The organism is Pseudomonas sp. NPDC087336 (assembly GCF_044744285.1).
Lineage (GTDB): Bacteria > Pseudomonadota > Gammaproteobacteria > Pseudomonadales > Pseudomonadaceae > Aquipseudomonas.
This window is the reverse complement of sequence record NZ_JBIUYA010000008.1, coordinates 137,736-155,300: the sequence shown is the minus strand read 5'-3', so window position 1 is coordinate 155,300 and position 17,565 is coordinate 137,736. Positions and strand designations below refer to the sequence as shown.

Annotated in this window: 13 protein-coding genes and 2 pseudogenes; 8 read left to right on the top strand and 7 right to left on the bottom strand. The window is 59.5% G+C overall.

Going from position 1 to position 17,565, the window contains the following annotated elements; genetic code table 11:
* Positions 1 to 97: 97 nt before the first annotated feature.
* Positions 98 to 757 (top strand): MliC family protein, encoded by a 660-nt coding sequence (locus tag ACIO0C_RS10460; protein WP_401311223.1) that lies wholly within the window; start codon positions 98 to 100, stop codon positions 755 to 757.
* 26 nt (positions 758 to 783) lie between these two features.
* On the opposite strand, the gene ACIO0C_RS10455 is transcribed toward ACIO0C_RS10460, so the two are convergent.
* Both ACIO0C_RS10455 and ACIO0C_RS10450 read right to left on the bottom strand, forming a co-directional pair.
* A complete protein-coding gene (locus ACIO0C_RS10455) occupies positions 784 to 2,190 on the bottom strand; it encodes an NAD(P)/FAD-dependent oxidoreductase (RefSeq protein WP_401311220.1) in 1,407 nt (468 codons plus the stop codon).
* 50 nt (positions 2,191 to 2,240) lie between these two features.
* Complete coding sequence (locus tag ACIO0C_RS10450; protein ID WP_401311218.1) at positions 2,241 to 3,053, bottom strand: nuclear transport factor 2 family protein; 813 nt, start codon at positions 3,051 to 3,053, stop codon at positions 2,241 to 2,243.
* Between the two features lie 260 nt (positions 3,054 to 3,313).
* Between ACIO0C_RS10450 and ACIO0C_RS10445 the strand changes: the two genes are divergently transcribed.
* Complete coding sequence (locus ACIO0C_RS10445) at positions 3,314 to 3,586, top strand: DUF1652 domain-containing protein (protein WP_033054957.1); 273 nt, start codon at positions 3,314 to 3,316, stop codon at positions 3,584 to 3,586.
* A gap of 507 nt (positions 3,587 to 4,093) precedes the next feature.
* On the opposite strand, the gene ACIO0C_RS10440 is transcribed toward ACIO0C_RS10445, so the two are convergent.
* Positions 4,094 to 6,568, bottom strand: coding sequence for a UvrD-helicase domain-containing protein (locus tag ACIO0C_RS10440; protein ID WP_401311215.1), 2,475 nt, complete (start codon positions 6,566 to 6,568; stop codon positions 4,094 to 4,096).
* Positions 6,569 to 6,845: 277 nt separating this feature from the next.
* Between ACIO0C_RS10440 and ACIO0C_RS10435 the strand changes: the two genes are divergently transcribed.
* A complete protein-coding gene (locus ACIO0C_RS10435; RefSeq protein ID WP_401311212.1) occupies positions 6,846 to 7,541 on the top strand; it encodes a pirin family protein in 696 nt (231 codons plus the stop codon).
* Between the two features lie 160 nt (positions 7,542 to 7,701).
* Here the strand turns inward: ACIO0C_RS10435 and pgm are convergent, their stop codons facing one another.
* The 4 genes from pgm to ACIO0C_RS10415 form a co-directional block, all read right to left on the bottom strand.
* Complete coding sequence (pgm, locus tag ACIO0C_RS10430; protein WP_401311209.1) at positions 7,702 to 9,348, bottom strand: phosphoglucomutase (alpha-D-glucose-1,6-bisphosphate-dependent); 1,647 nt, start codon at positions 9,346 to 9,348, stop codon at positions 7,702 to 7,704.
* Between the two features lie 99 nt (positions 9,349 to 9,447).
* Positions 9,448 to 10,848, bottom strand: a complete 1,401-nt coding sequence (locus ACIO0C_RS10425; protein WP_401311206.1) for a PLP-dependent aminotransferase family protein — start codon at positions 10,846 to 10,848, stop codon at positions 9,448 to 9,450.
* Between the two features lie 67 nt (positions 10,849 to 10,915).
* Positions 10,916 to 12,394 carry a hypothetical protein gene (locus ACIO0C_RS10420; RefSeq protein WP_401311204.1) on the bottom strand — a complete coding sequence of 493 codons (1,479 nt, stop codon included), beginning with the start codon at positions 12,392 to 12,394 and terminating at the stop codon, positions 10,916 to 10,918.
* Between the two features lie 568 nt (positions 12,395 to 12,962).
* A complete protein-coding gene (locus ACIO0C_RS10415) occupies positions 12,963 to 13,985 on the bottom strand; it encodes a zinc-dependent alcohol dehydrogenase family protein (RefSeq protein WP_401311201.1) in 1,023 nt (340 codons plus the stop codon).
* Positions 13,986 to 14,254: 269 nt separating this feature from the next.
* Here ACIO0C_RS10415 and ACIO0C_RS10410 point away from each other — a divergent pair, with 269 nt between their 5' ends.
* From ACIO0C_RS10410 to ACIO0C_RS10390, 5 genes and pseudogenes are all read left to right on the top strand, one after another.
* Positions 14,255 to 15,169: a LysR family transcriptional regulator gene (locus ACIO0C_RS10410; protein ID WP_223505297.1), complete on the top strand. Its 915-nt coding sequence runs from the start codon at positions 14,255 to 14,257 to the stop codon at positions 15,167 to 15,169.
* Positions 15,170 to 15,567: 398 nt separating this feature from the next.
* Positions 15,568 to 16,260, top strand: coding sequence for a 3-oxoacid CoA-transferase subunit A (locus ACIO0C_RS10405; RefSeq protein ID WP_401311198.1), 693 nt, complete (start codon positions 15,568 to 15,570; stop codon positions 16,258 to 16,260).
* 8 nt (positions 16,261 to 16,268) lie between these two features.
* Positions 16,269 to 16,910 carry a 3-oxoacid CoA-transferase subunit B gene (locus ACIO0C_RS10400; protein WP_401311196.1) on the top strand — a complete coding sequence of 214 codons (642 nt, stop codon included), beginning with the start codon at positions 16,269 to 16,271 and terminating at the stop codon, positions 16,908 to 16,910.
* 71 nt (positions 16,911 to 16,981) lie between these two features.
* Positions 16,982 to 17,029 (top strand): annotated as a pseudogene (locus ACIO0C_RS10395) (hypothetical protein); the annotation flags it as partial.
* A 144-nt stretch (positions 17,030 to 17,173) separates the two neighbouring features.
* Positions 17,174 to 17,551 (top strand): annotated as a pseudogene (locus tag ACIO0C_RS10390) (OprD family outer membrane porin); the annotation flags it as partial.
* Between the last annotated feature and the right edge of the window lie 14 nt (positions 17,552 to 17,565).

Genomic DNA, 17,565 nt, shown 5'->3' with positions numbered 1-17,565 from the left:
CCCGCGAAGCGTTTTTGCTCCGCTCCCCTGATGTGGCAGGTTTCGAGCACTGCCTTACACTGCGATAGACCCAGTGCGACCGAATGATGGTGTCGAAATGAAAATGGTCACGCCACGTTTGACCTCCCTCCTCGCGGTCGGCGCCTGGGCCTCGATCAGTCTCGGTGCAAGCGCCGCGACACCCGCGCGATCGTTCAATACCAGCTTCGACTGCGCCACGGCCAGGGAGCCCGTTGAAAAGCTTATCTGTCGCGACGCTCGACTGGCGCAGATGGATGTGGAGCTTACGCGGTTGTATCGCCTGGCGCTCACCGACGAGCATTCGGTACCGCGGCCCGACAAGGTCGAGATCGACCAGCGCTTCTGGCTGCTCGCCCGCGATCAGTGCGCCAGCGACGCCGATCCCAAGGGGTGTACGGTGCGCCGCTATGCCGAGCGCGCGCACCAGTTGCGCCAAGGTTCGGCCATTGCCCGAACCAAGGATCCAAGCAGGCTCACCGAAGGCCCGCAGGCTTTTCGTTGTGCAGGACTTGGCGCGCTGGTGGCCGCCACGTACTTCACGGTCGAACCGGCGGTGGTGTACCTGAAATGGGCCAATACCTCGACCACCCTGGAACAGGTGTCGAGCCCTTCCGGAACCCTGTACAGGGGCAACGACTACAGGGGCAGCCAAAGCTTCTGGCAAGAGGGCAACGATGCGCTGTTGCAGATGCCCGGCGCAGGTCCGATGCGGTGCACCGTCGAACCGGTCAGTTGAACATGCCCATCGAAGGCAGCAACGGTTCAGTGCATGAAACCTTCCATGAACCCCGCGACCCCACTGGCGAGCTTTCGCCGCCAGGGTGCGCTGGCCGGGTTGGCCAGGGTCTGGTCTTCGTGGACGAAGCTGCGGATGATCGCGTTGTAGCCAAGCCAGCGCCAGGGTTCGGGCTCCCAGGCCTTGAGCGCGTCCAGACCGCCATTGGCAATCACCCAAGGTTTGCGGACCAACTCGGTGTCACGTTGCAGGATCAGGTCGGCCAGGGTCCTGCCGCCCAGGTTGCTGGCACCGACACCCTCCCCGCCATAACCGCCGGACAAGGCGATGCCGCTGGCCTGGTCGCACAGCATGTGGGGCTTGAAGTGTCGCGACATGCCCAGGTTGCCGCCCCAGCCATGGGTGATTTGCACATTGCGAAGTTGTGGGAACAGTTCGCCGAACAGATAACGCCGCAACTCGATTTCGCTGTGTGTCAGGTCGAAGTCATGGCGCAACTTGCCGGCAAACCGATAGCCGCCACGGGCGCCGAAGATCAACCGGTTATCTGCCGTGCGCTGGCCGTAGGTAACCTGGCGACTGCTTTCGCTGAAGGCCTGGCCACGACTTAGGCCGATCTCGTCCCAGGTGGCGGCCGACAGCGGCTCGGTGGCCACGATCAGGCTTTGCACCGGTAACTGATAACGACCCAACGGCGGCAAGGTCACCGAATAGCCTTCGACCGCCGGCACCAGCCAGCGGCTGCGCACCGAGGCTTGCGCCGTGCGCAAGCTGCCGGACTGCCAATGGATCACCGGGCTGTTCTCGTAGATCCTGACGCCCATGCGCTCGACCGCGCGTGCCAGGCCCCGGACCAGTTTGGCGGTATGGAGGGTCGCGACGTGGGGCGCATAAATACCGCCATAAGGCTTGGCCACGCGGATCTGCTGCGCCAACTGCTCAGGGCTCAGCCAGCGGTAGTCGTTTTCATTGAGACCCTGGCTATAGAGCTTGTCCAGGTACTGGCGCAGGCTGGTCTCCTGCTCCGGGTATCGCGCGGCACAGTAGAGTGCGCCACCTTTACGAAAATCGCAGTCGATGCCTTCACGTTCGATAACATTCTTCACTTCATCGGGAATGCCATGCAGCAAATCGTAAGAGGCACGACGTTGCTCGGGCGACGAGGCGGCGAGCAGCCGGTCTTCGCCCAGCAGATTGCCCATCAACCACCCGCCGTTGCGCCCCGAGGCGCCGAAACCAGCGGTTTGCGCCTCTACGATGACAATGTTCAGCTCAGGCGCCTGGCGCTTGAGGTAGTACGCGGTCCAAAGCCCGGTATACCCCGCGCCGATAATGGCGACGTCGACGTCCAGGTCCCGTTCCAGTGCCGCACGCGCCACCAAAGGCTCGTCGAGTTGGTCCATCCACAAACTGATAGTGCGCCACGCCGGCATGCAAGACTCCACCACTCAGACTTCGATGGCGTGGATCCTAATGCGCGGGCTCAGGCGTTGTCTTGCGCGCGTGCACGCAAGGAAATTTGTTTGACGTAGGCCTTGGGCGACAGGCCGGTGTGCTGGCGGAAACAGCTGTAGAACGCCGAGAGTGAATTGAACCCGGCGGCAAACGCCAGCTCGTCGATGCGCACTGCTGGCATGGCACTGTCCAGTGCGTTGAGCAGGTGCTGCAGGCGGGCCTGGTTGACGTAGCGATAGAAGCTTTGGCCCAGCACCTGATTGAGCAGATAGGACATCTGATTGCGACTGTACCCGCACTCCCGCGCTACCCGTTGCAGGTCGAGCTGCGGATCGAGATAAGGCTGCTGGCGTTGAAAGTACTGCTGCAGGTCGTTGGCCATGAAACTCAATTGACGCGGCGACAAGCCCAGCCGACTGACCGCCGGGCGGATGCCGGCATTTTTGTCGGTTGGCTTTTCGTGAACCAGTGAAGCATATTCGTTGACACGCCAGATCAGCCCGTCCTTCACGGTGATCGCTTCGCTGGCGCGAAACGACACCAGCCCCTCACCGCCGCGCAGGGTGATGCGGTACTGGATGAACGCGGTGTTGCCGTCCATGCGGATGCGGTCCGAATGTTCCAGCGCTTCATCCGGGTCGCGGGGCATGCTGCTTTGCACGTAGTCACGTAACTGCGCCAGCCCCATCACCCTGTTCTGGAACAAATCGCTGTATTGGATTTCGGGGTGATACAGCGCCATGACCCCGTCCAGATCGCCGCGTTTCCAGTGCAGGTGGTAACACATGACCGTCTCGCCCGTGGCCTGGGTTTGCAGCGGGCCATCATCCTCGGCGTGCATGAAAGGTCTCATCGAAAAACGCCGAGCTTGCCCAAGTTTGCCCGCGGCTTCAATGGCATCGGGAAGCGGGCCGTTGCGCAAACGTTGGCGCGTGTGACCTGAATCAAAAAAATCTCAACAATTGCCAAACGACCTGAAAAATCCACATTTTTTTCACATCCAGGTGCTACTTTTAAAAACTGTCAATGGTTGAGCCAATGAAGGCTCCTCCCTCCTAACCTGAGCTAACGGAAGCGCTCGATGAAGAAGGCGGGCAACACATGAATAAAGGGTTCAGCAAGGTCACCTTTCCAAATGCCTGCCAGCTGATGCGCTGGCATTTCCATCCCATGGGTTTCGAGGCAAGCATGGACGCCCCGGGCAGCATGATTGCCCGTTTGTTTGATCGGGCCAGTGGCGAGACCATGATCGCCATCGCCGGCATCCCCTGCGCGACGGTGATGAACGCCGCCGACGTCGAGCGAATAATCGAAGCCGTGGAGGATGAGCTCGAAGCGTTCATTCCTCCGGTGGCCCTCAGGAGTTATGCCTGAAGGCAGGCCTTCCAATGAAAAGCCCACGATACGGTGTAATGCTGTTCACTTAAGCCATCGTGGTTTAATGAGCACCCAAATGATCGTTCCCACGCTCTGCGTGGGAATGCATCCTGTGACGCTGCGCGTCACCGTTGCGCATGGCTCACGTCATGCGTCGTCTGCGGAACGCGGAGCGTCCATGGCGGCATTCCCACGCAGAGCGTGGGAACGATCAGATCCCGGACAGACCTGCATTCAGGTCGGCTGTCAGGCCGCCTCTCTTTGGCTTTTGATTTTCTTTTCAAGTAAACACGTGATCGTTCCCACGCTCTGCGTGGGAATGCATCCTGTGACGCTGCGCGTCACCGTTGCGCAGGGCTCACGTCATGCGTCGTCAGCAGAACGCGGAGCGTCCCTGGCGGCATTCCCACGCAGAGCGTGGGAACGATCAGATTCCGGACAGACCTGCATTCAGGTCGGCTGTCAGGCCGCCTCGGTTTGGACGAGTCCATCCAATTACGAGGATTACGCCGGTGTCTTGGCTTGGCGATGATCGGCGAAGAAGACCTTGTCCTTGCCAATCCGGTCCGATGCCTTGGGCATATTCGCCGCCTGAGTCTCCTGCGCATCGACATACCAATAGCAATGACTCACCGCCCGGGTAATACCCACGTAGGCCAGGCGCAGAATCTCGTCCTTCTGGGCATTGTCATAAGGCTCACTGTCGCCAGCCTTGCCCAGGCCCGCCATGCGGTAAACTTGGTTCTTGTACGGCGAACGGGTCAGGTGCTGGCAATCGCCGAGCAGGAACACCGCGTCCGCCTGAAGCCCCTTGGCGCTGTGATAAGTCAGCTGCTTGAGACGCCGAGCACCATGCGGCAAGCTAGAATCAACATTAACTACAGACTGAATATGCTGCTCAATCAATAACTTATCGCTACTTTTTCGATAAAGCATCAAGATTGAGTCACCTTTGCGGTAGTGCTCCATCAAGCGCTGGGCCATGCCCTGATCGTCCCGGTCCAGCACATTGACCGGCAGCAAGGCCTTGGGCTCGCCGCTGGCCTTGGCCTTCTTGCCGGCAATCGCAGGCGCGGCTCGGACGATGTGTTCGGCGGCGTCGATGATGTGCTGGTGGCTGCGATAATTGTCGCTGAGCATGACCTTGGTGGTACTCGGCGAGGAAAACGTCTTGTTGAATTCCATGAAATAGGTCGGCGAACTGCCACGCCAGCCGTAAATCGACTGCCAGTCATCGCCCACGCACAGCAATGACGAGTGCTGGGCGCCGCGCCCTACGTGCATCGCCGGGCCACGACTGCGGATCTCGGCCAGGCTGGCGCGGATCCACGAGACGATTTGCGGCGAAACATCCTGGAACTCGTCGATCATCAAGTGCGACAGCGGCCGCAACAGCTCGTCGCTGAGCAGCTTGAGGTTGTCCGGGGAATGTTCACTGAACAACGCGAACATGCGGTTGTAGGTCATGACCGGCGGCTTCTGGTCGAGCAGATGATCTTCCAGGGCTCGCCAGTACAGGCTCAAGGCCTCGAAGAAAAACCGGTCCGGGTCATCCTTGGCAAAGCTCATCTCACCCACGGCAGTCGGCACATCGAGGCCGAGATTTTCGATGAACCCGGCAGCAGCGACAAAACAGTCCAGCAATGGCGCGGACGCCAGCTCACCCTTGACCTTGTAATCGAAGCCCGGCCCGGCGCTGGCATCGCCGCCAAGGGACGCCAGGATACGCTTAGATGACTCATAATTATCTAGCCATATCAATGGTTTACGACAGAAAGCTTGAAACAGTGTGCGCTTCACCGCGGTTTCCGCACGCAGCGTCAGCTTGGCATTCGGCCGAGTCAGCTGCGGATTTTCAGCAGGGTCGAAACCCAGTACCACCCAAGCGTCCAGCGACGCAATGTAACCGTGGCAGTGAAAGGCGCTGCCGTTGATATCAAAAGCCTGGCGCTTGGGCTCTATGCCCTTGATCGGCCAGGCACCAGCGCGAAACCACAAGTCTTCCACCAGGTCGCAGAGCTCTTCATCGCGCTTGGCCGCCAGCTCGGTGACAGCCACGCGCTTCTGTACATCGGGGTGGTCGCGCTCCAGCTCCTTGAGTTGCAAGGCGTGACGAGACAATGGCTTGATCAGCTCGCGAAAACGCTCATCGCGGCTGTGCAAGGCGTGATAACAGGTGTTGAGTTGCTGACGTTGGGCGTCATTGATTCGCAGATCGAAGGGGTTGCTGTCCACCTCGTCATCCGCGCCTTGCGCCCGGTGACTGAGGTTCTCGAAAGCTTGCAGCCGTTCGAAGCCCGGCAGGCTGCGAACCATCGGCAGAATGCGAGAATGGAAGGTGCGCACCAGGTCACGCGCCTCGCGCACACCCAGCGCATGCCCCCAGAGCGCAAACAGCTCGATCAGTTTATTGATGAAGTCCTTGCGCGACTCGCGGGTAAAGGTCACCACGGTCATCGAACTCAGCTCGAACCCCAGGTAATGACACAGCAACAATATCCGCAGGACCAGCGTCGTCGATTTGCCTGCGCCCGCACCGGCAATCACCGATGTCGATGGCGTATCACTGAAGATCATCTTCCACTGCGCGGCGCTGGGCTGGGCATGTGCCGGCAGCAGCCGGGCGACGTCGGCCTTCATGCGTTTCTTCAATTCGGCGGTCAGTGGCAGGCGCCAATCGTCGAACAGATGGTCGTCGATGTTCGGTGGCCGGTGCTCGGTGCAGCGCGAGTCGCGAATCAGCAAGACTTGCCGGCCCTCTTCCAGCCCCTCGAGTTTGCCTTCCTTGTATCCGTAGTCCACCCCGGCGCTGTGCCCGCTGCGAAAACCGTCGGCCTGGCCATGCAACCAGGACGCGCGGTGTTGTGCACGCAGGCGTGTCAGGCCATGACCGAAAAAGCGCGCTGCCAGGCGCTTGAGCCATGGCATCTCGGCTAGGGGACGAAGTTCAGGCGGAAGATCGGGGGTGTGTTGCGGCACGCGGACGGACTCCAGGGTGTGAGGCTGTTGAGGGCTATGGTGTCTGTATTTGCCGCTCAGTTCTAGTGAAATGCTTATGACTCATCGGCTTATGGGCGATATTGAAGGCTGGATGAGACGTTTTCGAGGCTTATATCAATCAAATAATTCGATGGTTATGAGGCACTTTTTACGCTTTTTATCGATTGTTGCCTGATGGATGATGCCCGTCATCAACCACCGGTGTCGATTCGTGGCCAGCCCTTGCGCTCCATGACGAACCTTTCAGGAGACGATCATGCTTGAACTCAGACCCTACAACTCGCTTGGCGGCGCTCACCATGGCTGGTTGGATGCCCATCACCACTTTTCGTTCGCCGAATACCATGACCCCAAGCGCATGAACTGGGGCAACCTGCGGGTATGGAACGATGACGTGATAGCCCCGGGCACCGGTTTCCCGCAGCACCCGCACCGGGACATGGAAATCATTACCTATGTTCGTGAAGGTGCCATCACTCACCAGGATAACCTGGGCAACAAGGGTCGCACTGAAGCGGGTGACGTTCAGGTCATGAGTGCCGGCACCGGGATCGCTCACAGTGAATACAACCTGGAAGCGACACCGACGAAGATTTTCCAGATCTGGATCATCCCCAACGAATCCGGCCTGGCACCGTCCTGGGGCGCCAAGCCGTTTCCCAAAGGCCAGCGCGAAGGTTTCGTGACCTTGGCCAGCGGCAAGGCCGGGGACGATCAAAGCCTGCGAATCCGCGCCGATGCACGCTTGGTGGCGGCGAACCTGAAGGCCGGCGAAACCGCTGAATATCACCTGGACAGCGGCCGTCGCGCTTATCTGGTGCCGGCCACTGGAGTCATTGAAATCAATGGCTTGCGTGCACAAGCTCGAGACGGCGTGGCGGTTGCCCAGGAGCAGGTTTTGCGGGTGACGGCGATTGAGGACAGCGAGATCGTGTTGGTGGATCTAGCTTGATGCAGTAAATCGGACAAAAAAGGGCGACCGTGGGAGGTCGCCCTTTTTTATTGGCTGGAGTATCTCGGTGTTCACGCTGCCGTCTTCGCGGCCAAGCCTCGCTCCTACAGGTTCTACGCAACCCTGTGGGGGCGAGCCTGCTCGAGAAGAAGGCCCTCAATCATTTCGCTGAAATAGCACCGTCCACCAGGGCCTGGGCCTCAGCCACCAACTGCTTGAGGTGGTCGTCGCTGACAAAGCTTTCCGCATAGATCTTGTAGATATCCTCGGTCCCTGACGGACGTGCCGCGAACCAGCCGTTTTCGGTCATGACTTTAAGACCGCCAATGGCCTGGTCGTTACCCGGTGCATGGCTGAGGATGCTCTGGATCGGCTCACCCGCAAGTGCAGTCGAGGTGACCTGATCCGGCGACAACTTGCTCAACAGGGCCTTTTGTTCCGGGTTGGCCTTGGCATCCACGCGCACCGAGAACGGCTCGCCCAGTTCGTCGGTCAGGGCCTGGTAGGCCTGGCTTGGGTCGCGACCGGTGCGTGCGGTCATTTCAGCCGCCAGCAAGGCCGGGATCAGCCCGTCCTTGTCCGTGCACCAGACACTGCCGTCCTTGCGCAGGAACGAAGCCCCCGCGCTTTCTTCGCCACCAAAACCCAGGGAGCCGTCGAACAGGCCATCGGCAAACCACTTGAAGCCGACCGGCACTTCATACAGGCGACGTCCCAGGCGCTTGGCCACCCGATCGATCAAGCCGCTGCTGACCACGGTCTTACCCACGGCGGCATCGGCTCGCCAGTGCGGGCGATTCTGGAACAGATAATCGATCGACACGGCCAGGTAGTTGTTCGGCGCCAGCAGGCCGCCGGAAGGGGTGACGATGCCATGACGGTCGTGATCCGGATCGCAGGCGAAGGCCACGTCGAAGCGCTCTTTCAGGCCGATCAGCCCCTGCATCGCGTGGCTGGACGATGGGTCCATGCGAATCTGCCCGTCCCAGTCGACGGTCATGAAGCGGAACGTCGAGTCGACCTGCTTGTTCACCACGTCCAGGTCCAGACGGTAGTGCTCGGCAATCGCCGACCAGTAGCGCACGCCTGCGCCACCCAGCGGATCGACGCCCAGGCGCAGCTTGGCCTCACGAATGGCGTCGAAATCAATCACATTGATGAGGTCGGCGACATAGGTGTTGAGGTAGTCGTGGCGATGGGTGGTGCTGGCCTTCAGCGCCTGCTCGTAGCTGATGCGCTTGACCCCGGCGAGCTTGTTCGCCAACAACTCGTTGGCCTTGGCTTCGATCCACTTGGTGATGTGGGTATCGGCCGGGCCGCCATTGGTCGGGTTGTATTTGTAACCCCCGCTTTGCGGCGGGTTGTGGGACGGGGTGATGACGATGCCATCCGCCAGGCCCGAGGTACGGCCGCGGTTGTAGCACAGGATTGCATGGGAAACGGCGGGCGTCGGCGTGTATTCGTCACCTTCGGCGATCATCACCGTCACGCCGTTGGCGGCCAGCACTTCCAGGGCGCTGGCGCCGGCCGGCGTGGACAATGCGTGGGTGTCGATGCCAACGAACAAGGGGCCGTCGATGCCTTGGGCCTGGCGATACAGGCAGATGGCCTGGCTGATCGCCAGGACGTGCCATTCGTTGAAACTCAAGTCGAACGAGCTGCCTCGGTGCCCGGACGTGCCGAAGGCCACCCGTTGGGTCGAAATGGCGGCGTCGGGTTGGCCGGTGTAATAGGCCGTGACCAGTCGCGGGATGTCTACCAACAAATGCGCCGGTGCCGGCTTGCCCGCAAAAGGACTGAGTGTCATGCGAAACCTCTGAGATCGAGTTCAGGAATTGCAACGGAGTTTACTGGCAGTTAGACCTTAGCGCGATGGAATCGATCCATTGAAGGCATTTGCCTGGGCTCAATCGATGGCTTCCAGGCGCAAGGCGTCACCCAGCAAGCCCAGCGCGGCGGTCAGTTCCTGGTCGCTGCCAACGCCATGGCTCAAGCGCAGGTGTTGCCCATGCAAACCTTGAAGACTGAACAGCTCGCCGGGCGCAACGACGACCTGCTGCCTGAGCAACCGCTGGAACACCCGGCTCATATCCACCCTTCGCAACGAGCGCAGCCAGATCGTCGCCCCGCCCTGGGGTTCGACGAACTGCAAGGCGTCGCCCAGGCGCTCCTGCAGAAGCCGGGTCATTTGCTCCTTGCCGTCCTTGAGCCGCCGGCGCAGTACCTGCAGGTGTTGATCGATGCGTCCGTTGCTGTACAGCCGGGCGATGGCTTTCTGGCGAATTTGCGACAGGCGAAAGGCGCGCAAGAGAAACTGGCGTTGCAGCTCGCTGCTCATATGGCGAGAAAGCAGATAGCCATAAGGGGCTTCCGGGCCGATGATCTTTTCGAACGAGGAAAACACCATCAGGCGCTCCGGGGCCAACAGATCGCGAAATTGCCGCTGGTCGGGTTCAAATCCGAGTTCGCCATAACAATCGTTTTCCAGCACCCAACTGCCATGCCGCTCCAGCAAGTGCGCAATCGCCTGCCGGTTGTCATCGGGCGCCTTGCTGCCCCGGGGCATGTTCAATCCGGACGAGACCATCACCAGGCGTACCGGCTGCGCCTCCAGCAGCTCCCTGAGGTGCTTGCAATCCAGGCTACCGTCACCCAGCAGCGGCCATTCGATCACCTCCACACCGGCCGCCTGAAACAGGCGCAGTATTGCCCAGTCACAGGGCGACTCGACAACCACCGCGGCGTCCTTGAGCTCCAGCACGACGATCAGGATTTCCAGCACACCACGAAGATCGGCACCGATGTAGACATCATCGGCATGCCAGCAGCGCACCGGCGAGGTGGTATAGCGCGCCGCCAGCGCGGTACGCAATTCCAGTTCGCCACAGGGCTGCGCAGCCGGCTGCGGCTGGCGCGGGTATTGGCGCAGCAGCTCCCTCTCCAGCAGCAACAGTGGACTGTCGAGCGGTTGCAGTAACGCAGGCTCATCCGCGCTCAGGACCAGCATGGCGGGAAGACGGGCGTTGACATACACGCTCTCGAGCAAGTCACTGCCATCGTAGAGCGTGCTGTTGGGGGCAACCGGCAGCGCGTAGTAACCGGACTTGGCCACCGAATAAACCCGTCCCTCCTTTTCCAGTAGCGCATAGGCGTACTGAATGGTCGAGATCGACACGTTCAAGCGCTCGGCCAGTTCACGCAAGGATGGCAGGCGTACACGGTTGTCGCTCACGGGTTCGCTGATCAGGCTGGTCAAGTAGCGGTAGACTGCCTGATAGGCAAAATCGGTTTCACGTTGTCCTTTCATTGCAGGGGACCGCTAGCGTGGCGGTGGCTGTCATGCACACTCGAAAAGGCCGGCAACATGCGCACGCTCAACGACCTGCCGACCATTCACCGGTCATCGACACCTCGTCGCTTGCTTGCCCGGGCTCCGGGGCATGGCTGTCGGGCGGGCTCATCGACTTGCCCTCCTGCACCACCGGCGCCATGCGATACAGGTTGCCGATCAGGCTGACAGGCAAGCCGCTGACCTCGACCATCCACTGCAGGATCTGCTCCTGGACCGGATGCCCCTGCATGGCCCGATGCAACTCGGGCATTGCCACGAGCATGCCCGGGTGGCATTGGCGCAGGAAGCGCTCCAGTGCCGCACCCTGCCCGACAAAAGGTGCAAACAGCAGGCACACCCACTGCGCCTCGTTCAGGCCAAAGCCCTGCTGAGCCTCATCGGCGATCAGTGCGCGCTGGGCAACCAGTTTGTGCGGGTTGCCATACGTCTCGTCTGCTCGTTCACACAAGCGCTCCGACAGTTGATTACGGCGCATCATCACCAGGGCGCGCTGCAGGTAGTGTGCAACACCCGCCGCATAGGTGTTGCCCTGGACGAAGCAGGATTGCAACCCCCGCAGGTGTGCCGAGACCGCCACGCTGACGTACTGATTTTCGCCAAGATGCGCCGCCAGTTCATCGGCCTGGAACCCGAGAAACTCTGTCAGGAGCGGCCAGCGCTCTTCAAGGTGGCTGACCAGCACGTCGTGGATATCGATGTAGGTCGTGCGACGACAGGCTTCAAACTGTCCTGCCGGACGCCAGGCCTCCTGGCCGTAGTCTTCATAAAACGCCTGATAAAAGTCGCTGCCAAATTCATCGAGCAACATGAACAACCCACCGTAATCCGCCTCCTGACGGTTGGACGTCACGAGGCTGGCCTTGGCGGCCGCGCGCTTGAGCCCTTCGATGAACCGCTTCTGCTCGCGCGGGGAGTCGCCACTGACCAAGGCATCGACGCCATTGTTCCAGCGGGCGATCTGTCCATGGAACTCGCCTGCGGCCAGGTACCCGTCGTCCCACAGGTCAAGCAGTCCGTCCATGATGCGACGATGGCCCATCATCAGCAGGTTCGTCCGGTTGGCCTCACGTGCGCCGCGCGATAGAGGGGCCCGGTGATCGAACGCCAGCACCTCCCTGTTATCCACCATCAGCACTTCGACCCGGGGATCGTCGTAGACGAACAAGGCGTTGTAGCTGCGATGGATGTTATCCAGTGCCAGCTGGCTCATGCCATTGCGCCGCAGGGTCGCCACCCGCAGCCTGAATGTCGTGGGCGCCCGGGTGGCGATCGTCAACTGTGCGGCCCGCAGCAGTGCCAAGGTGTAGCAACTGTCACGCGATCCGCACTGGACCGCCAATACCTTGTAGTCACCGATCCGATCCATCCCTCCGGCGGCGACACCCAGGCGTTGTATCAACAACTGCAAAGCCGTGCGCTCGGCGCGTGAAAAAAAACTCAACAGGCGCTGTAACACTTGTTGATAGACATAGTTCATCGCCTGGTCATGGATATGGGTCATTTCTATTTACCTGATATTCAAAAGTCCGATACAACGCAAACAACTTCACGCCTAGCGCAAGGAATGCCCGAAGGGAGATTAATTACTGAACTTTATTACCAAATGCTAACAATAAAATTTTTTGTCATCATTTGAAATAATTGATCGCTGCAGGCCAGGCAGGCCCGTAAGGGCTGACGCACAGCAGCTTGGCGGGGGCTTGTTGCGATTGCCTTCGGCATCCTAGGAAATGTCCGACAGCGTCCCACAGACATTTAATACAAAAAATGAGGAAAGTAGCTTCTCGTAGTAATGTAGCGACCACGCAAAAAACCACTAGTTGTCGAACTTGCGTTAACGACGCCCATTGAAAAGTATCGGCTAGATACCTGGCCATGACTCATTCCTTGAGATGAAAGTAATCATGCAATTATCAGTACTTGGATGTTGATTAGAAGCTACAGATCGAGAGCAAAAACCGGTTCAGTTGCTGAACCGACCCACCTTCAGGCTGGTGGGACGTCTCATGTCGGTGGGAAAAGTGCTGAAGACGCAAGAGTCCGTGCGGGCACGGACTCTTTGGCAGGGGTCAAGCAGGTTCGACTTGCAGGGCAACCCGTTCGCGGCATGGGCATTCGTCCATGTAGCGGTGCGCCTCGACGAACTCGGTGAACGGGAAGACCCGGGTCTTGAGCGGCAGCAGCACGCGATCGGCGGTCAGCTGGTTGATATCGCGCAAGGCACGTTGCAGCGCGACCTGGTCCTGGATGATGCCCAGCTCCGGCTTGCCGGTGAAATTGCCGATGCAGTGTACAAAGAACTGAATGTTCTTCTGAAACGCCGCACACGCCGGGAATGGCGTCTGGTTGCCGCCCTGCAGGCCGTACAACACCAGGCTGCCGCGCGGCGCCAGGACGTCGCCGAGCAACGACATTTGCGGGCCACCTAAACCATCGAACACTACATCCACACCGCGGTTGTCGGTGATCTTGTTGATCCGCATCAACAGGTCTTCTTCCTCGGTGACGATGACTTTCTCGGCACCCAGGGACAGCAGGTATTCACGCTCCTGCGCGGATTTGGTCGCGGCGATCACTCGTACGCCCAAGGCTTTACCCAGTTGAACGAACGAAGGGCCGGCGCAGTGGCTGGCGTCGGTGACCAGGGCAAATTGCCCGGGTTTGACCCGTGCCAGGTCGACGTAGCCAAAATAAGCAATCAACAGCGGTGTGTAATGCACGCTGGCTTCGATCGGGCTGAGCACGTCCGGGTAACGAGACACCGACGAGCGCGGCAGGACGATCAACTCGCCATAGACCGGATAATCGTTCGGGCTCTGGGCCGGGAAACTGGCGACCTTGTCACCAACCGCCAGGTCATCGACACCTTCACCGACAGCGGTGACGATACCGGCCATTTCCTGGCCGATACCGGCAGGCAGGCGAGCGTGGGACGACGCCAGATTCTGGCGCCAGAGTGTGTCGTACCAGCTGATGCCAATGGCTTCGACGCGCACCTGCACTTCACCCGGAGCAGGCAGAGCCGCCGCATGCTCTTCGCATTTGAGCACCTCGGCTGGACCAAACTTGTGAAAACGGATCGTGCGGGACATCGCAAACCTCGCCAATTGAACCTCTAATGCCTTGAACTCTAGCTGGGGTTTTGACCCAACACTATCAGTGGCTATTAATAGTCGACATGCCTGTCATTGATTCCGCAGCTGCAGCAACATCGTCAAATGTCGTAAGAAACCGGAGCAGCCGGTGTGGGAAAATTGAATTACTCGGTGCAGAGTACCAGCCTTTCCCCGTAATATTCCTGCTGGCCATTGTTCTCATATGGCCGCTCACGTCAAGTTTGCTGACTCTGCCAGGACTCAAGATGAATCGTAATGACCTGCGTCGTGTCGACCTGAACCTGTTGATCGTGTTTGAAACCCTGATGCACGAGCGCAGCGTGACCCGCGCCGCGGAGAAGCTGTTCCTCGGCCAGCCGGCCATCAGTGCGGCGCTCTCGCGCTTGCGCGGGCTGTTCGACGATCCGTTGTTCGTGCGCACCGGGCGCAGCATGGAACCGTCCGCGCGGGCGGTCGAGATCTTCGCCCTGCTCTCCCCGGCACTGGATTCGATTTCCACCGCCGTCAGCCGTGCCGCCGAGTTCGACCCGGCCACCAGCACCGCGGTGTTTCGCATCGGGCTGTCGGACGACGTCGAATTCGCCCTGCTGCCCATGTTACTCAAGCGCCTGCGCGCCGAATCGCCGGGGATCGTGCTGGTGGTGCGACGGGTCAACTACATATTGATGCCCGGTTTGCTGGCCTCCGGCGAGATATCCATCGGCGTCAGCTACACCACTGACCTGCCAGCCAATGCCAAGCGCAAAGTGCTGCGCCGCAGCTCGCCAAAACTGTTGCGCGCCGACACCGTGCCAGGGCCATTGAGCCTGGATGACTTCTGCGCGCGTCCCCATGCGCTGGTGTCGTTCGCCGGTGACCTGAGCGGCTTCATAGATGAAGAACTGGAAAAGCTCGGGCGCAAACGTCATGTGGTGCTGGCGGTGCCGCAGTTCAACGGGCTGAGCACGCTGTTGAGCGGCACTGATATCGTCGCGACCGTGCCTGACTATACGGCCGATGCCCTGACGGCGGCCGGCGGTGTGCGGGCCGAAGACCCACCGCTGCCGGTGCGCAGCTTTGAATTGCACATGGCATGGCGTGGGTCCCAGGATAATGATCCTGGGGAGCGTTGGTTGAGGTCGCGGATTCAGATGTTCTTTGGGGATCCCGATAGCCTCTGAAGCAATCCCACTGGATACCAAAAAACCTCTAAGAAACAAGATTTTATGACAACAAACTATCCACTGCCGTCCGTCCAGTTCCAGTCGTTTCAAAACCTATGGGACGACCGGTCTGGAAAACCCGCGCAAGCGAGCACTGATGCAGGTACTCAACGACCTTTTTCCTGCATCAGGTTCTGAGCTTCCTTAGGGCTATAGGCAAGGCGGGGTCGGTTCGACCAGCGTCTTTTCCCGTTCAACTACTCACGGTTTCGTTCGCTAATCGCACGACATCACATACCAGGACACCCTCCTCACCCTATTGTTTGGCACGCTATGCAAACCTTTGCTGTCACAGTGATTCAACCGGTTTGCCGTCGGAACATTCTGTTCAGCCAACATAAAAACGGGAGTACGTCTTGATCAACAAAACATTTGAATCCGTCGCCGCTGCACTAGACGGCATTGCCGATGGTTCGGTCATCATGGTGGGTGGTTTCGGTACTGCCGGGATGCCGTCAGAGTTAATCGATGGTGTCATTGCTTCGGGCGCTCGCGAGCTGACCATCATCAGCAACAATGCCGGCAACGGTGAAATCGGTCTGGCCGCATTGCTCAAGGCCGGGCGAGTGGCCAAGGTCATCTGTTCGTTTCCACGCCAATCCGATTCCTATGTATTCGACGAACTCTACCTGGCAGGAAAGGTGCAACTCGAGGTTGTGCCACAAGGCAACCTAGCCGAACGTATCCGCGCGGCAGGCTCCGGAATCGGTGCGTTTTACTCGCCCACCGGATATGGCACGTTGCTCGCCGAAGGCAAGGAAACCCGGGTGATCGACGGTCGCAACTATGTGCTGGAAATGCCGTTGCACGCCGATGTCGCGCTGATCAAGGCCGAACAGGGCGATCGCTGGGGCAATCTCACCTATCGCAAAGCCGCGCGTAATTTTGGACCGATCATGGCAATGGCCGCGAAAACGACAATCGCCCAGGTCAAGCGGATCGTCGAGTTGGGAGAACTGGACCCCGAGCACATCATCACCCCGGGGATCTTCGTTCAGCGCGTGGTCGCAGTGCCGCTCGCCACCCTCTCGAATGCCAACGTCAACTGAGGTCCGCCATGACTGTCATGAAAAAACTATCGCGTAGCGAAATGGCCCAGCGTGTGGCCGACGATATTCTCGAGGGTTCTTACGTGAACCTGGGCATTGGCGTGCCCACGCTGGTGGCCAACTACCTCGGTGATAAGGAAGTGTTCCTGCACAGTGAAAACGGTGTACTGGGCATGGGCCCGAGCCCTGCACCGGGGGAAGAAGACGATGACCTGATCAACGCGGGCAAACAGCATGTGACGTTGCTGGCCGGTGGTGCCTATTTTCACCACGCCGATTCGTTCTCGATGATGCGCGGTGGGCACATCGATATCGCCGTACTTGGCGCCTTTCAGGTTTCGGTCAACGGCGACCTTGCCAACTGGCACACCGGCGCCGAAGGTTCCATTCCGGCAGTGGGTGGTGCGATGGACCTCGCGACAGGCGCGCGTCAGGTGTTCGTCATGATGGATCACCTGACCAAGACGGGCGAAAGCAAATTGGTACCGCAATGCACCTACCCGCTAACCGGCATTGGCTGCGTGACTCGGATTTATACCGACCTGGCTATTCTGGACGTTACTGCGAAAGGCTTGAAGGTCCGGGAGATTCTGGCCGACATCAGCTTTGAGGACCTGCAAACGCTCAGTGGCGTGCCCTTGATCCGATAATGGACTGAGTTTACCGGTCAGGCAGCACCCCCGTACAACTGTTGGACTCCATTGGCCTTGGGCTGTTTGCAGTGGCAGGCGCGAAAAAGGCACTGGCCGTTCAGGCCGGTGCCGAAGTCGCGATAGTACTGGGGATGGTCAGCGCTGTCGGAGGCGGAGTACTCAGAGATCGCTTCACTACGGTTGGCGACTGCCTTCCATTGACAATGATTCTGACGACTACCCAGGCAGTGGTCATTAGCCCCGGCAGCCACTGGGCTCCATTATTATACGACGACTCGCGTCTGCTGCCCCAAGCCTTTACCGGCACGCTTGTCACAAGCAAGGAAATCGAAGGGCTGGAATTGAATGCCGGAAGGTTCACCGCAGATAGCCCAATGGGCGATCCGGCACGTGACCCGAATCATCTCAAAAGTATTGATGTGATTGGTGGCACCTACAGAGTGACCGACGTTTTAAGTGTCGCGGCGTATCATTCCCTGAAAGACGAGCAGTCGTGGCAACTGAGTTACGAGCTGGACTTCGCGGAGTTCGGAGTGCCGGGGCTTACGTACAAGACAGCGTATGTACGCGGCAGCAACATCGATGCAGGTGGAGAGCAAGACGGTACAGAGCGTCAGTTCTTCAACCAGGTCAAATTTTGGATGGCCTTTTC

What these genes read in the sequence shown, in the direction of transcription:
- ACIO0C_RS10460 (WP_401311223.1), top strand. Translation starts at nt 98, where the DNA reads ATGAAAATGGTCACGCCACGTTTGACCTCCCTCCTCGCGGTCGGCGCC.
- ACIO0C_RS10455 (WP_401311220.1), bottom strand. Translation starts at nt 2,190, where the DNA reads ATGCCGGCGTGGCGCACTATCAGTTTGTGGATGGACCAACTCGACGAG.
- ACIO0C_RS10450 (WP_401311218.1), bottom strand. Translation starts at nt 3,053, where the DNA reads ATGCACGCCGAGGATGATGGCCCGCTGCAAACCCAGGCCACGGGCGAG.
- ACIO0C_RS10445 (WP_033054957.1), top strand. Translation starts at nt 3,314, where the DNA reads ATGAATAAAGGGTTCAGCAAGGTCACCTTTCCAAATGCCTGCCAGCTG.
- ACIO0C_RS10435 (WP_401311212.1), top strand. Translation starts at nt 6,846, where the DNA reads ATGCTTGAACTCAGACCCTACAACTCGCTTGGCGGCGCTCACCATGGC.
- pgm (WP_401311209.1), bottom strand. Translation starts at nt 9,348, where the DNA reads ATGACACTCAGTCCTTTTGCGGGCAAGCCGGCACCGGCGCATTTGTTG.
- ACIO0C_RS10425 (WP_401311206.1), bottom strand. Translation starts at nt 10,848, where the DNA reads ATGAAAGGACAACGTGAAACCGATTTTGCCTATCAGGCAGTCTACCGC.
- ACIO0C_RS10420 (WP_401311204.1), bottom strand. Translation starts at nt 12,394, where the DNA reads ATGACCCATATCCATGACCAGGCGATGAACTATGTCTATCAACAAGTG.
- ACIO0C_RS10415 (WP_401311201.1), bottom strand. Translation starts at nt 13,985, where the DNA reads ATGTCCCGCACGATCCGTTTTCACAAGTTTGGTCCAGCCGAGGTGCTC.
- ACIO0C_RS10410 (WP_223505297.1), top strand. Translation starts at nt 14,255, where the DNA reads ATGAATCGTAATGACCTGCGTCGTGTCGACCTGAACCTGTTGATCGTG.
- ACIO0C_RS10400 (WP_401311196.1), top strand. Translation starts at nt 16,269, where the DNA reads ATGACTGTCATGAAAAAACTATCGCGTAGCGAAATGGCCCAGCGTGTG.